This is a genomic window from Starkeya sp. ORNL1 (genome assembly GCF_012971745.1).
Classification (GTDB): domain Bacteria; phylum Pseudomonadota; class Alphaproteobacteria; order Rhizobiales; family Xanthobacteraceae; genus Ancylobacter.
This window is the reverse complement of sequence record NZ_CP048834.1, coordinates 1,731,151-1,745,064: the sequence shown is the minus strand read 5'-3', so window position 1 is coordinate 1,745,064 and position 13,914 is coordinate 1,731,151. Positions and strand designations below refer to the sequence as shown.

General features: G+C 65.6%; 14 protein-coding genes. 8 read left to right on the top strand and 6 right to left on the bottom strand.

From position 1 onward, the window contains the following. Nucleotides 1–250 precede the first annotated feature (250 nt). From G3545_RS08420 to G3545_RS08410, 3 genes are all read left to right on the top strand, one after another. On the top strand, nucleotides 251–952 hold the full coding sequence (locus tag G3545_RS08420; protein WP_170011580.1) for a hypothetical protein: 702 nt from the start codon (nucleotides 251–253) through the stop codon (nucleotides 950–952). Nucleotides 953–980: 28 nt separating this feature from the next. After that, the gene (locus G3545_RS08415) at nucleotides 981–1,319 is read left to right on the top strand and encodes a hypothetical protein (protein WP_170011579.1); all 339 of its coding nucleotides are present in this window, start codon (nucleotides 981–983) and stop codon (nucleotides 1,317–1,319) included. Between the two features lie 92 nt (nucleotides 1,320–1,411). After that, nucleotides 1,412–3,883: a hypothetical protein gene (locus tag G3545_RS08410; protein WP_170011578.1), complete on the top strand. Its 2,472-nt coding sequence runs from the start codon at nucleotides 1,412–1,414 to the stop codon at nucleotides 3,881–3,883. 86 nt (nucleotides 3,884–3,969) lie between these two features. On the opposite strand, the gene G3545_RS08405 is transcribed toward G3545_RS08410, so the two are convergent. Together G3545_RS08405 and G3545_RS08400 are read right to left on the bottom strand one after the other, a co-directional pair. Further along, complete coding sequence (locus G3545_RS08405; protein ID WP_170011577.1) at nucleotides 3,970–4,179, bottom strand: hypothetical protein; 210 nt, start codon at nucleotides 4,177–4,179, stop codon at nucleotides 3,970–3,972. Between the two features lie 174 nt (nucleotides 4,180–4,353). After that, the gene (locus tag G3545_RS08400) at nucleotides 4,354–4,536 is read right to left on the bottom strand and encodes a hypothetical protein (protein WP_170011576.1); all 183 of its coding nucleotides are present in this window, start codon (nucleotides 4,534–4,536) and stop codon (nucleotides 4,354–4,356) included. Between the two features lie 315 nt (nucleotides 4,537–4,851). Here G3545_RS08400 and G3545_RS08395 point away from each other — a divergent pair, with 315 nt between their 5' ends. From G3545_RS08395 to G3545_RS08385, 3 genes are all read left to right on the top strand, one after another. Further along, nucleotides 4,852–5,799 carry a peptidoglycan-binding protein gene (locus G3545_RS08395; protein WP_170011575.1) on the top strand — a complete coding sequence of 316 codons (948 nt, stop codon included), beginning with the start codon at nucleotides 4,852–4,854 and terminating at the stop codon, nucleotides 5,797–5,799. Then, nucleotides 5,796–6,125: a hypothetical protein gene (locus tag G3545_RS08390; protein ID WP_170011574.1), complete on the top strand. Its 330-nt coding sequence runs from the start codon at nucleotides 5,796–5,798 to the stop codon at nucleotides 6,123–6,125. Before G3545_RS08395 ends, G3545_RS08390 begins: the two co-directional genes overlap by 4 nt. A gap of 116 nt (nucleotides 6,126–6,241) precedes the next feature. Beyond that, a complete protein-coding gene (locus tag G3545_RS08385) occupies nucleotides 6,242–6,568 on the top strand; it encodes a hypothetical protein (RefSeq protein WP_170011572.1) in 327 nt (108 codons plus the stop codon). Here G3545_RS08385 and G3545_RS08380 read toward each other — a convergent pair. Beyond that, complete coding sequence (locus G3545_RS08380; RefSeq protein WP_170011570.1) at nucleotides 6,565–7,023, bottom strand: hypothetical protein; 459 nt, start codon at nucleotides 7,021–7,023, stop codon at nucleotides 6,565–6,567. The two genes, G3545_RS08385 and G3545_RS08380, sit on opposite strands and share 4 nt — an antisense overlap. Before the next feature lie 128 nt (nucleotides 7,024–7,151). On the opposite strand from G3545_RS08380, the gene G3545_RS08375 reads away from it, so the two are divergent. Beyond that, nucleotides 7,152–7,817, top strand: a complete 666-nt coding sequence (locus G3545_RS08375; RefSeq protein ID WP_206151401.1) for a hypothetical protein — start codon at nucleotides 7,152–7,154, stop codon at nucleotides 7,815–7,817. A gap of 667 nt (nucleotides 7,818–8,484) precedes the next feature. Here G3545_RS08375 and ppk2 read toward each other — a convergent pair. Both ppk2 and G3545_RS08365 read right to left on the bottom strand, forming a co-directional pair. After that, nucleotides 8,485–9,399, bottom strand: a complete 915-nt coding sequence (ppk2, locus tag G3545_RS08370; protein WP_170011568.1) for a polyphosphate kinase 2 — start codon at nucleotides 9,397–9,399, stop codon at nucleotides 8,485–8,487. Nucleotides 9,400–9,532: 133 nt separating this feature from the next. Further along, a complete protein-coding gene (locus tag G3545_RS08365; RefSeq protein WP_170011566.1) occupies nucleotides 9,533–10,927 on the bottom strand; it encodes an FAD-binding oxidoreductase in 1,395 nt (464 codons plus the stop codon). 174 nt (nucleotides 10,928–11,101) lie between these two features. On the opposite strand from G3545_RS08365, the gene G3545_RS08360 reads away from it, so the two are divergent. Continuing rightward, nucleotides 11,102–11,554: a hypothetical protein gene (locus G3545_RS08360; protein ID WP_170011564.1), complete on the top strand. Its 453-nt coding sequence runs from the start codon at nucleotides 11,102–11,104 to the stop codon at nucleotides 11,552–11,554. A 137-nt stretch (nucleotides 11,555–11,691) separates the two neighbouring features. On the opposite strand, the gene G3545_RS08355 is transcribed toward G3545_RS08360, so the two are convergent. Then, nucleotides 11,692–13,902, bottom strand: coding sequence for an amylo-alpha-1,6-glucosidase (locus G3545_RS08355; RefSeq protein WP_170017968.1), 2,211 nt, complete (start codon nucleotides 13,900–13,902; stop codon nucleotides 11,692–11,694). Nucleotides 13,903–13,914: the final 12 nt, after the last annotated feature.

The following is a 13,914-nucleotide window of genomic DNA, read 5'->3' as shown; positions in this document are numbered from 1 at the left end:
ATCTGGCAGACCGACACCACCTCGCAGATATCCGGCCTGTTCGTCTGAAACCGGGCGCTCTCGAGCGCAGATTTCACCGCGGTCTACAACGCTATCAAGGCGTCGCGGCTGGCGCTGCCGTGAGGCGGGGAATGAGGCGGTTTCTTCTCTAGCGCGACCTCATCCTGAGGCGCCTGGCGAAAGCCGGGCCTCGAAGGATGCTGAAGCAGAACGCGGCCTGCCCTGCACCGCACATCCAAAGAAAGCTCCCATGACCTTCCCGATCCCACCGCAGATCTGGGCCAAACGCCCAATTACTTCGCTTTGGACCGATTTTACCAATGCCTACAATGGCAAGACGCTGATCGGGAGCTATCCGGTGGGGGTCTCGCCAAGCGGTTGGACAAGCAGCGGCACGACCGGATTTACAACCGATATCGTGGCGCTCGGCGACACCACCTCAGGGCAGGCGCTGAGGGTGCGAGGGGCAGCCACAACTGGCAATTCGGGCTCGCTTATCTGGGATCACATTGTCCCAGCTTTCGATGTCGAAGTCCTGATGGGCGTTTATGTCGATGCAACCGGAGGAACTGTCGCCTCGCGGCAGATTGGTTCGGTTATAAGGCGCTCTTCCGCAACCGATTCCGTAATATTCGCTCTGTTCGACAGCACCGATCGCGATCAAATAGAAATAAATATTGGGCCGATCAGCCCTTCATATGCGGTGTTCTCATGGCAATTGGGCACTTGGTACTGGATGCGCATGCGCTCGCAGGGCGACGACTATGTCGCGAGGGTGTGGAGGAAGGTTGATCCGGAACCGTCGGCTTGGACGGCCACACTGACGGATTCCTCCCTCACACTGCCCGGCCAGATTGGCGTGTCAGGTTCTAGCCGCACCCCGGCACTCATCTATTGCGACTTCTTCTCCGTCTCTCTTGACGGCACCCCTGCTTATGGGCCGGGACTTTAACTCAATCTGACAACATGGAGGGCCAGCGATGGCAAAGGCAAAGCTCGCTTATTACAGCGTGGGCCTGAAGGACAATAGTGGCTCGAACGTCCTCGGCGAGTGCGTGTATTCGCAAGTATTGGACTTTTCCGGCGGCGCGGCTACCACGACATCCGCGCTCGGCGAGGCGATGGCGGCCAATCGCGACATGGTCGCCCGCATCACCGCCATCGATGCCGCCTGCAACTACGCAATCGGCACCACTCCCGATCCCGACCGCACGACGGGCGACAACACCTCCTCGGCCGGCGACATCATTTTGCCCGGCGCCACCCTCGAAGTCGCTCTCCCGCTCGGCGCGAAGGTCGCCGTCAAGGCGGTGCCGTGATGCTGGGGGTGGGATTGGGACTGTCGAGGGGTGCGGGAAGCCTTCTTGTTCCCAGCTTCGCCGAGGTGCCGAGCTTCGCATGGGACGGAACGGTGGTCGCCACCATCGCCGCTTCGGGCGCCACGCTGACATTGTTGGACGATGCAGCCGGACGCTTTGCGCTCGACGGCTCCAGCATCGTTGCCGCCGGTAGCGCCGGATTGAACTATCTTGACGCCGCCACGCACGACGTCGTCGTCGGCGTCGATGGTGATCCGCGCACCATGCGCGTCACCGTCCTGCCGCCCTGGATGGCGGCGGGAACCGGGCTGTTTCCCCCGCAATTTGAAACGCCAGCCGCCACGGCAACGACGAAGTCCGTCGCCACCAGGGTGCCGATCTGGATCAATGGCCATGGCGCACGCAAGCTCCGCGTGTTTTATCCCAACTTCATCGCCTGGAATGACGGGCGAGCCGAGCCGGAAGAGCCGGGCTCATCGGACCTCACCATCGATGGCGCCGCCCTCCTGGTCGAAGGGGTGCATTACCCGATCCTGTTCGGCGGCCAGCCAGGCGTGCTTGTCCCCGCCGGCACGGTCGGCGTGTGGGGCGAAGTGTCGGTAAAGATCCGGCCCCGCAGCAAGATATTCGCGATCACGCTGTGCTCGGTGGCGCAGGGCGCGACCCGGCCCGGCCCGTACCGGCCGGATCAGCTGGGCAGCGATTATGGCGGCGCCTATAGCGCCGCACCCAATCCCGGTTATCTCACCGGCGCCTCGGTGCTGCCATCGGGCGGCGTCAGCGGCGCCGGCGGCCAGGCGCTGAATTGCTACGGCCCGTCGGCGATCGTGGAGCAAGGCTGCTGGGACGGCCGCGACGCCTTCGAACTGCTTGGCGACAGCATCGCCACCGCTGGGTGGCCGGTGCTCATGGCGCGGGAGAGCGAGCGGTCCGCCGCCATGGGCATCATCAACCTGTCGCTGTCGGGCTCAAACGCGGCCAACACGACTTCAATCGAGCCGATCGGTTCCTCGCATTACTGGCGCTACCAGATGGTGCGCAGCCTGCCGAACCGGCCTTATACGCGGGTGCTCTCGGAGATGGGCACGAGCGACAAGCACCCGGATCTCGCCATATGGCAGGCGCGCATGGCGGCATGGTGGGCGATGCTGAAGGCGGAGGAGGGGTTCGCCCGTGATGTGCCGCTTGATCAAAGTACATGGGGCCCGCGATCGCAGAGCGCCGGCAACTGGCGTTGGACAAACTACGATCAGATGACCTTCAACGAGGTGCAGGACGGTCCCGGCCTGACGGCTGTGCGCTGGCAGATGGTCGATTATCTGCGCACCGTTCCAGAGCCCGTCGACCACCTGCTGGACGTGACGCCGAGCTTTGTCGGCCCGGATCCCTATGGTGACCGCTGGATCATCCCGCTCGCCACGACGCTGCTCGCCGACGCCGCCATTGGCGCCACGACCGTCAAGCTCGCTGCGCCGGTTCCACTCCCCAGAGGGGCTACTGCGGCCACCGTCGTCTTCGAGGGCGGCGCGGCCAATTGGGAACAGCGCAACGCCTCGCTGTCCGTCGCCGACGGCAGCGGCGGCTATGACGTGACGCTCACCTCCGCCCTTACCAAGGCTCATCTCGCGGGAACGACAATGCACATGGTCCCAACCACGGACGGTACCCACCCGGTCGGCAATCTCGCCATTTCCATTGCTGGCGATCAGGTCGATGCGGTGAAGCGCGATCCCAACGGCATCTACATGCCCGAGCGTCTGGGCCTCGCTTTCAAGACGCCTGCGCTGCTCGACGCCATGGATCCCGGCGGCGTGTATCTGCCGGGCGTCGGGCGAATATCCGGCCGCACCTCCGACCTGGTCGACCTGATGCAGGCGGCAGGCGAGGCGCCGACCGACGAGCGCATCGAGACTGTCGACGTCGCCATGCGCGCGCTGTTTGCCAAGGGCATCCTTGATCGCCTCGACGCCCTGCATTTCCTGTTCGCCCATGGCCGCAACTCGTCGCTGCTGAACTGGTGCGACCCGAGCAGATTCAATCTCGCGGTTGTTGGCGTCCCGGTTTTCACGGTCGATGCCGGCTGGACCCAAAGCGTGACCGGCGACCGGCTGAACGGGCTCAACCCAAGCGATCCCGCCGTGCAGCGCTACTCCCGCGACGACGCCTCGGTATTCATCGCACCAACCGTATCGGGCCTCGGCAGCAACGTCGTCGAGGCTACGGCGTCGCCCTCTTTGGTCGTCTACCGCCATAATGGGAATAAGATCTTCCGGCTCAATGACGGTGGGGCCGATCAAGCGACCGGGACCGCTGGAACCGCTGGCTTCTATAGCCTTGAACGCAACGGTGACCGAAAGCGAATTTACCGCGAGCTCGCGATAAACCGAGAACTCACCACGCCGTCCACCGGGCTTCCCGCTGTCCCCATTAGCCTTGTTGCCATGCAGGGCATTATCCCAAGCTTCCTCGCCATTGGCGCGTCGTTCGGCGATAACGACACCATGCGAGCCGAGCTTAAGGGTGTACTCACGACATACCTCGCGGCCATCGCAGCGGAGGCCTGATCCGGCACCGGCGTGCCGTCTCCTCTGGCGGCACGCCGGTCCGCCTCAGAATACGTCAGCATGTTGCAGCATGCCGAAGCTGGACTCTAGCGTGCCTCGTGCCGTGGGGTCTCGATGTCGGGCCGCCCATAAGCTGCGGGCAGTGCGGTCTGCCGCATGACCCACGCAAGGATCGTGTCGACATCGGCGCGCTCCTGCGCGTTCGCCGTGCTCGGATTCAGCCGAAATGCCTCGCGCAGGCGCGCGGCGGCTTCATGAACGGCTTCGTCCGTCAGTATGTCGTTCGCGATGTGCATACCGTTAGGGAGCACACGCCTGGCGATCAGTCAATATCGTAATGTTTTCGAACTAATCGGGCGGCGATCTGCCAGAATGCGTCCGCCCTCATGGCTCGACAAGCCGAGGGCGGTCCGCCGGCGCGGCAGTGCGAGACAGCTTGTCCGCTACCGCGCGGCCGTGCCGTTTCTTCCCTATTCTTTGCTGTGCTCTGGAATCATCCCGGCGATCAGGCTGAGGCGAGCGCTTGCGCTGAGCAGACTGCTTTCGTCGGTAACGATGAGGCTGCGCATACAGCCATAGCTCCCCGCAGCCTCGCCCTTTGCGGATGTGATTCTCGGATCACCACTGCCGTCCTTCCGAATCGTCGGGATCATTTTTGTCCCGTGGGATATCGGGAAAGACCCGGTACCAAACAGCACGAACCGCAGCCATTTGCGCGCGCGCCCATCGGAGCACGCGGTTGAGCGGATAGACGATCAGGGTGAAGCCGGCGGCAAATGTGCGGTGCATGCCGCACCGGACCACGCGGCATGCGTTCAGTCAATATCATACCGTTTTTGAAGTAACTTTCTGAGAAAGTCGGCGCATCCCGGTCACGTCGGGCCGGGCGCCAGGCGCGCCTTCCTTGCACTGCAAGCCGCCTCATCGGGCGGCTTTTTCATTTCATCCCCCACATCCCGGAGATTCCCATGGTCACCCTTGCGGCCGGCCGGTTGCGCGCATTTGCGCCTCATGGTCGGCCCGATATCCTTGACGCCCTCGCCGCCGACGCCCCGGTACTCGACGCCTACGCCATCACCACGCCAAGCCGCGTCTGCCATTTCCTGGCGCAACTGGCCCATGAGAGCGACGGTTTCCGCACCACCGAGGAATACGCCTCCGGCGCCGCCTATGAGGGCCGGCGCGATCTCGGCAATACGCGCGCGGGCGACGGCAAGCGCTACAAGGGCAGGGGGCTGATCCAGCTCACCGGCCGCGCCAATTACCGCGCCTATGGCACGCGCCTGGGGCTCGATCTCGAGGCCGATCCGGCCCGTGCCGCCGAGCCCGAACTCTCGCTGCGCATCGCCTGCGAATACTGGCAGGCCAAGGGACTGAACGCGCTCGCCGACCGCGACGACATTGCCGCCATTACCCGCAAGATCAATGGGGGCACCAATGGACTTGCCGGCCGCAAGGCCTGGCTCGCCAAGGCACGCACGCTGTGGGGCAAGCTGCCGGTCGAAGCGCCGACATCCTCGGACGAGGTGCGCGAACTGCAGCGCGACCTCGTCGCGCTCGGCTATGACGTGCCGGTCGATGGCCTCGATGGGCCGAAGACCAGGGCGGCGGTCGAGGGCGTGCAGCGCCAGGCGAAGATCCTCGTCGACGGCGTTGCTGGCCCGGCGACCCGCGCCGCCATGCGGGAGCGCCTGGAGCGCCGCACTGCGGCCGGCGCGCCGCCGGCGGACAAGACGCTGATCGATGCGCTGAAGACGCCGGAAGGCCTCGCCACCGGCGGCGGCATCCTCACCACCATACTCAGCGCCGCCTCCGGCCCCGGCCCGCTGCAATGGGCGATCGCCGCGGTGGTGGTGGCGGCTCTCGCCATCGGCATCGGCTTCCTCGCCCGGCGGCTGCGGAGTGCGGAAGCATGAACCTCGTCTTGAGCCTCATCGCCCTCATCCCCTGGGAGGCGCAGCTGGTGTTCGCCCTCGTCGCGCTCGCCGGGCTCGTCTTCCTCGTCTTCACCTGGTTCGGCCTCGCCGCCGCCCGCACGCTCGCCGTGTGGGGCGCCGGCGGGGCCTTCGCCCTCGCGCTGCTTGCGCGCGCTTTCCAGAAAGGTCAGTCCCATGAAATCGACCGTGCCGAGAAGGCTGCCGACAGGGCCATTGGCAAGGCCAATGAGGCTCGGGCTCGCGCTGAGCGCAGCGCTCTTGACGGGCGCCTGCGCGACGACGACGGCTTCCAGCGGCGCGACTAGGACCGCCTGCGGATCGTTCCGCGCCATCAGCTGGTCCGCGCGCGATACCGATGACACCGTCCGCGGAGTGAAGGCGCACAATGCCGCCGGCAAGGCGCTGTGCGGGTGGCGCTGAGATGATGATCGACTGGCAGATCAATGGCAGCCTGGTCATCATCGTCGGCGCTCATCTCATCGGCATGGTGGTGTTCCTGGTGCGGGCGGCGGATCGCTCCGCCCGCGCCGAGATCGCCGCCCGCGACATAGAGGCCAAGCTGAAGCACGCCGAGGAGCGCATCGTGCTGGAGGCGGCGGCGCTCGCCCAGTTCCGCGAGCAGGTGGCGCGCGAATATGTCTCGCGCGAAGCCATGCGCGAACTGGAGGAGCGGGTGGTGAAGGCGATCGACCGGGTGGGCGACCGGCTCGACCGCATCATCGCGCCGGTGGCGAAGGGCGTGGTCTAGCTCTCCGCCGCGCCCACCCCGCGCACGCGGTCGATCCAGGCGAAGGCGAGGCAGCGCCGATAGTCCTCGATGAGCGCCAGCTCTGCACCATTGTCGTGCGCGCCGATCTCCGGCTTCGCCGCGCACCAGGGCGTCGGCGGCGGCTCGCCCGTGCCGCCGACGATACCCCACAGCCGCGCGGCATTGGCGGAGGGCTGGGTGGCGACGCCGAAGCTCAGCAGCGGCACCGGGCCGTCGGCGCGGTCGAGATAGACCGTCACCAGCAGGTCCGGCCCCTCTGCGGTCATCAGGGCGGCAAGCCCGGGATAAGGCGGGATCGGGTCGCGCCCGATCATCACGGCGCGGTGCAGATGGCCGGCCATGGCGTCGATGACGGGCTCGTCGCTCGCCAGGCGAGTTGTGAGGGCTGCGTGCCCATCGACGGTGACATGCCAGATTGCGTCTTCGGAACTCATGGCACCCATTTGTCCCTGATCTCTGAAGCTAATCAAGATTCTCTTACGAAGATAGAACCACGGTAGAGGGACCGTTACTACGAGGGAACCCGCATGATCTTGAGCTTTTGGCTCCGGACGGCGACTGGATGCTTATCGATTCGACCATAGATATGGCACAGAATTCCCGTCGTCGTGTGGTGGAACGATATCGGACGTTTCACAGGAGAAAAATCACCCGAGGTACGCGCATTTATGCTGGACGCCGACAATTATTTTCTGCAACCCAGTTCCGTCAATCGGCCAGAAGGCCCGCGCTTGCAACAGACTTATCTGGAGCCACGCGCGCCGGAGCCCGTGAGGATAAGGGAAAACTAGTAATGCCGACCGGAAAAGAATTGGACGATACTGTATATGAACAGATCAAGGCATTTTGCGCCAATGGCGATGCTCTCGCAAAGGCGGGCGCCTTCAAGAACGCTGTAGGCGCATACGGCAAGGCTTGGGAGTTGGTGCCAATTCCAAAAAATGAATGGAACGCATCGACATGGATACTTGCAGCAATCGCCGACGCCTGCTTTCTTGGTGGCAACATGAAGTCTGCGTATGACACGTTGGCTTACGCGATGACGTGTCCTGGTGCGATCGGCAATCCGTTTCTGCATTTGAGATTTGGTCAAGTTCTCCATGGTCGCGGAGAGCTTGATCGTGCCGCCGACGAACTCATCCGCGCCTATGCTCTGGAGGGAGCGGAAATCTTCGCCAATGAGCATCCGCGCTATCTGGCATTCCTGAAGACCCGCGCGATCCTGTAGATCGCAAAGCAGCAACGTCCGGGATTAGGCTGGGCAGATGGCGCCCGGCTTGAGCATCCTTCGAGGCGCGCTTTGCGGCGCCTCGAAGTCTGACTCGTAATTGCAGGAACGACCGTCATCCCCGGCCTTGTGCCAGGGGTCTCGATTCAGGGCAGCGCGTCAGAGACCGAGATGGCCGGTACAACAAAGCCGGGGATGACGGGGGAACTGGCGCATTTCATCTGCCATGGTCGAATTGCGGATCAGACACTCAGGATGACCTGGTCATTTTGAGTCAAACTCGTGGAGACTGCCCGCGCGCGGTGCCCAGGGTCGGGCCGCGCACATTATTTCAATATATGAAGTAATTTACCTGCGTTAATTCTTGTGTCGAGAAGTCGGCAAATGTCTTTCCCAGCGTAATCGGCCGCATTATGCTTGGCGCAGCTCGGGAGAAGGCTCAATGCTGGCAGACTATATTGCCTATGGTGTGGTGTTTGCGATGCTGGCGGCCGCCATCCTGATGGCCCGCTCGATGCGGAGCTGAGGCGGCACCGCCACGCCCGCCGGACCCCTTCGCAACGCCGAGGGGAAATCTCGCCACCGATGACTACGCAAGTATCCGCGCGCAACGACCGCCGCCGGGCCCCGGCAGCGGTCGCGTGCGATCCATGCGGCCAGAAGGCGCTCAGTAGACTTCCGGCACATACATTTCCGCCGGCACCGGGGTGCGGCTGTAGTCGGCGTGCCGGATCCGTTCCGGCAGCTCGAATTCGGGCTTGGGCACATCCTCATAGGGGATCTGCGCCAGCAGATGCGCGATGCAGTTGAGCCGCGCCCGCTTCTTGTCGACCGCCTGCACCACCCACCACGGCGCGACATCGGTGTGGGTGCGCTCCAGCATCTCTTCCTTGGCCTTGGTGTAGTCTTCCCAGTGCACCCGGCTTTCCAGGTCCATGGGCGAGAGCTTCCACTGCTTCAGCGGATCCTCGATCCGCATCCGGAAGCGGAATTCCTGCTCTTCATCGGTGATGGAGAACCAGTACTTCAGCAGCACGATGCCGGAGCGCACCAGCATGTGCTCGAACTCCGGCACCGAGCGGAAGAACTCCTCGAGTTCGTCCGGCGTGCAGAAGCCCATCACGCGCTCGACGCCGGCGCGGTTGTACCAGCTGCGGTCGAACAGCACCATTTCGCCGCCGGTCGGCAGATGCGGGACATAGCGCTGGAAGTACCATTGGCCGCGCTCCCGCTCGGTCGGGGCGGGCAAGGCGACGGTGCGGCAGACCCGCGGATTGAGCCGCTGGGTGACGCGCTTGATGGCGCCGCCCTTGCCGGCGGAATCGCGGCCCTCGAACAGCACCACCACCTTCAGCTTCTTGTGCTGCACCCAGTCCTGCAGCCGCACCAGCTCGTGCTGCAGGCGGAACAGCTCGCGGAAATACACTTTGCGGTCGAGGGTTTTCTCGCCCGACGGGGACATGCCCTCGGCGACCAGCTCGTCGAGCCGGTCTTCCTCCATCTGGAGCTCCAACTCCTCGTCGAAGCTGTCCGAGATCTCTTCCTTGATACGGCTCAGCTCGTCATCGGTTCGGTTGGCCATTGGCAGCTTCCTGTTGCACCGGCGCGAAGGGAACAGGTGGTTGCTACAATTGCGTGACAGCCGGTCCGGCAATCGCGCCAGGGGGAGGCCGGCCGGCCCTCCCGGGGTCAGGCGCCGGGGTCATGCGCCGGGGTCAGGCCAGGCCTTGCGGATCGATGTTCTGGTTGAGCCTGAAGAAATTTTCCGGGTCGTACTTGCGCTTGAGCGCCACCAGGCGCGCATGATTGGCGCCGAAGGCATCGCGTATGGCTTCCGGGCCTTCATCGCTCAGGAAGTTCAGCATATAGGCCCGGCTGGAATAGCGCTCCAGCGCCCGCGCGAAATTCCGCGCCCAATCGACATGCCCGGCATTCTCCGTGGCATCGATCCAGCGCGCTTCGATGCCGATATTGTAGAGCTCGCGCCGCGGCGCATAGGCCGTGTCGTCCCCGGCCGGCAGGCTCGCGGCGCCGCCGAGGACCTGCACGATGGTGCCGGTCAGCGGCGAGGCGGCCATGTTGGCGTGCTCGACGATGAGATCGATCGCCGCATCGCTCAGCTCCTTCAGGAAGGTGGAGCGCCAGTAATTGCGGGTCTCCAGCTCGCCTTGCTGATAGGCGAGCTTCTGCATCTCCACGAACGGCAGCGGCTGCACCATGTCCAGCATCGGCGGGCCGAAGCTGCGCAGCGGATGCAGGACGCGCTCGCCCTCTTCCAGCTCCCCGCAATAACACACCATGATGCCGGTCACCGGCGTGCCGTCAGGGGTGCAGATCAGCCCGGCATAGGCCGTCAGCTCGTTCGGCGCCGATGCCATGGCATCGCGATAATGCCTGAGCACCGCCGCCGCCTGGTCCCGCGGATAGAGGAGCAGTCCGCCCAGCACGGTCGCGACCGGATGGGCGCGGAACAGCAGGCTGGTGACGATGCCGAAATTGCCGCCGCCGCCGCGCAGGCCCCAGAACAGGTCGGGGTTGCTCGCCGCGCTGGCGGTCACCACCCCGCCGGTGGCGGTGACGACCTCGCAGGACAGCAGGCTGTCGCAGGTCATGCCGTATTTGCGCGTCAGCCAGCCGACGCCGCCGCCCAAGGTGAGCCCGGCTATGCCGGTCGGCGGGGCGACGCCGGTGGGAACGGCGAGGCCGTGCACGGCGGTCTCGCGGTCGAGCTGGCCGAGCGTCACCCCGGCCTGGACGCACACCGTCCCCGCCTGCGGGTCGACGATGATGCCCTTCATGGCGGAGAGGTCGATGACGATGCCGTCGTCGCACAAGGCGCGCCCGGCGACATTGTGGCCGCCGCTCCGCACCGCGACCAGCACATCGTTCGAGCGCGCAAAATCGACGGCGTGGATGACATCGGCGGTTCCCGAGCACATGGCGATCAGGCCGGGATTCTTGTCGATGCTGGCGTTCCAGATGCGCCGCGCGGAATCATAGCCGGGGTCGTGCGGGTGGATGAGGATTCCGGCAAATCGCTCGCGCAAGCCATCGATCGCGGCCTGCTCCACCGCGGCGCCGGTTCGGTTCTTCAAGAATCCCTGTTGCATAAGACCCTCGTCGAGATTGCAGGAGCGGCATCCATCGCGGGCGCCGGTCATTCATCGATGTGCAGATGAGGGATCCGTGTTGCAACCGTAGCCCGGGCACAGTGCGGCAACAGGGCGCGGGGTAGGAAAAGGCTTCCGTAACGGCTTGTTTCCGCTGCGGTACTCGGCAAACCGATGAGATTCGTCTTCGGTGCCGCGCTCGCCCTGGCGGCGGGCGGCGCGCTGGCGCAGACCTCCGCCGCGCCGGCTCCGGCCGCCCCGGCGAGCGTGGCGAGCGAGCCGCCCGCGCTACCCCAGCCGCTCGACTGCACGTTCGAGAAGGCCTTCGTCTGCGAGGCGGGCAAGGGCTGCGCGTCGGTCAATGCGCTCGGCGAACTGCCGCTGCCGAGCCGCATGCTGGTGCATTTCGGCAAGCAGATCCTCGCCAGCACCAGCAAGGCCGGGCTGCCGCACATCTCCTCCATCGCCTCGGTGGCAAGCGCCGGCGACGCGCTGGTCCTGCAGGGCGTCGACGGCCACACCGGCTGGGTGATGCAGGCCTCGCGCAGCAATCCGGGGGTGACGTTCACCGTGGTGGATCACGACACGGTGCTGACTGCTTTCGGCGCTTGCAAGCCGGCGCCGTAAGGGGCGCTCTGTGTGAGCATCCTTCGAGGCCGGCCTTTGGCCGGCGCCTCAGGATGAGGTTGTTCTTTAGACGAACCTCATCCTGAGGCGCCGCCGCAGGCGGCCTCGAAGGATGCTGAAGCAGAAGACGCCCACCCTCACGCGTGCGTCACCACCCCGACGCCGCCGCTGCGGCGGAGCACGCTGACCACCACTTCCTCACCCGACTGGCGCAGCAGCACGTCGATCTCGCCCTCGGCGCAGCTGAGGCCGCGCAGCGTCACCTCATGGAGGAAGTCCGGCAGCACCGGGCGGTCGAACACCACCTCGCAGCTCCCCGGCCGGAAGCTCACGCCGATGCAGCTCTGCAGCAGCGAGAGCGGCGTGGCCGCCGCCCAGGCCTGCGGCGAGCAGGCGACGGGGTAGAAGGTCGGCCCGTTGCTGCGCTGCTTGGGAAAGCCGCAGAACAGCTCCGGCAGGCGCCTCAGCTCGATATAGGTCGAGGCGGCGAACAGCCCCTGGAAGATGCGCGCCGCCTGCCGGCGGAAGCCGTAGCGGGCGAAGCCGGCGGCGATCAGCGCATTGTCGTGCGGCCACACCGAGCCATTGTGATAGCTCATCGGATTGTAGCGCTTCTCCACATTGGCGATGGTGCGCACCCCCCAGCCGGAGAACGAGGTGGGGTCCATCAGCGTGCTCACCACGCCGAGCGCGCGCTCCGGCAAGGCAAGGCCGGTGTACAGCACATGGCCGGCATTGGAGGCGCGCACCCGGCAGGGCCGCTTGTCGCCGTCGAGCGCCAGCACATAGGTGTCGAGCTTGCGGTCGAAGAACGCCTCGTCGAAGCGGGTGCGCAGCGCCGCGGCCTTGGCGGCGAACTCGGCGGCCCGCTGCTCCTCGCCGAGCACGTGGGCGATCTGCGAGCCAGCAACCAGCGCGCCATAGCCATAGGCCTGCACCTCGGCGAGCGCGATGGGCCCGCGCGCCAGCGTGCCGTCGGCGTGGAAGATGGAATCATGGCTGTCCTTCCAGCCCTGATTGACCAGCCCCTCGCTGGTGCGCCGGCCATATTCGATGAAGCCGTCGCCGTCGCGGTCGCCCTCGCTCTCCTGCCAGGCTAGCGCCGCCAGCACATGCGGCCACAGCGTGCGGGTGGTGGCGAGGTCGCCGGTGCGCTCGAGGTAGGCGCCGGCCAGCATCACGAACAGCGGGGTGGAATCGATGCTGCCGTAATAGCGGCGGAACGGCACCTCGCCGAGCTCGGCCATCTCGCCATGGCGCACCTCGTGCAGGATCTTGCCGGGCTCGGCATCGGCCGGGCCGTCGAAGGTTGTCGCCTGGTTGGCGGCGAGGTGGCGCAGCACGCCCTTGGCGATCTTCGGATCGATCCACAGCATCTGCAGCGCGGTGACGATGGCGTCGCGGCCGAACACCGTGCTGAACCAGGGAATGCCGGCATAGGGGTAGGGCCCCTCCGGCTTCTCGGTGATCAGCGTGTAGATGTCGGAGATGCTGCGCCGTGCCGCCTCGTTGAACACGTCGTTCGAGGTGGCGACCGAGGCGGCCCGCGAGGAGGCGTAGCGCAGCGCCCGCCGCGCATCGCGCAGCCCGACGAAGAAGCGCCGGCGGGTGTCGCCGCTAGCCGCCACCACGCCGCAACTGATCTCGATGAAGATGAGGTGGGTCTCGCGCGGCGGCAGCTCCACCTCATAGACCGCGCGCCGGGCGGTGAGGGCCTGCGGCTTCGGGTCGAAGCTCAGCGTCGTGGTGCGCGTCACCTTGTCGAGCCCGGTATAGGAGAGCGCGACGCTCGCCGGATCCACCCGCGCCGGATTCTGCGTGCCGCGCCGCTCGCGATGCGTGCCGCGCACCTCGAACAGGTCGGCGAAATCGGCGCTGAAATCGAGCAGCAGGCGCACCGTGCGCTTCTCCTCGTCGAAGCTGCGCAGCGAGATGCGCTCGAAGCACTTGCCCTGCCACAGGAAGCGCGAGCGGCGCAGATGCACCAGGTCGTGCGGCAGGATCAATTGCTCCTGGCCGTCGAACAGGTCCGGATTGGTGAGGTCGCAGGTCAGCGTCGCATTGTCGTCGCGCAGCGTGGACGACAGCAGCATCGGCCGCGCGCCGTCCAGCGTCAGGAAGAAATGCGAGAGATAGCGGGTGTCGCGATGGTACAGCCCATCCGGGCTGCCCGGTCCGGCGATGATGTCGCCATTGCGGTCGAACACCCCGAAGGTGTCGCCATGCTTGAGGGTGAGCGGACGGCGCTCCTGCAAGGAGGTGGTGCCGGGGACGAGGTATTGATCGAGGCCGCTGGCCTCGGCGCCGGCGGGAGCGGGCGCATGCGCGACGGCGTCGGCACTGGACATCGGCATCGGCTC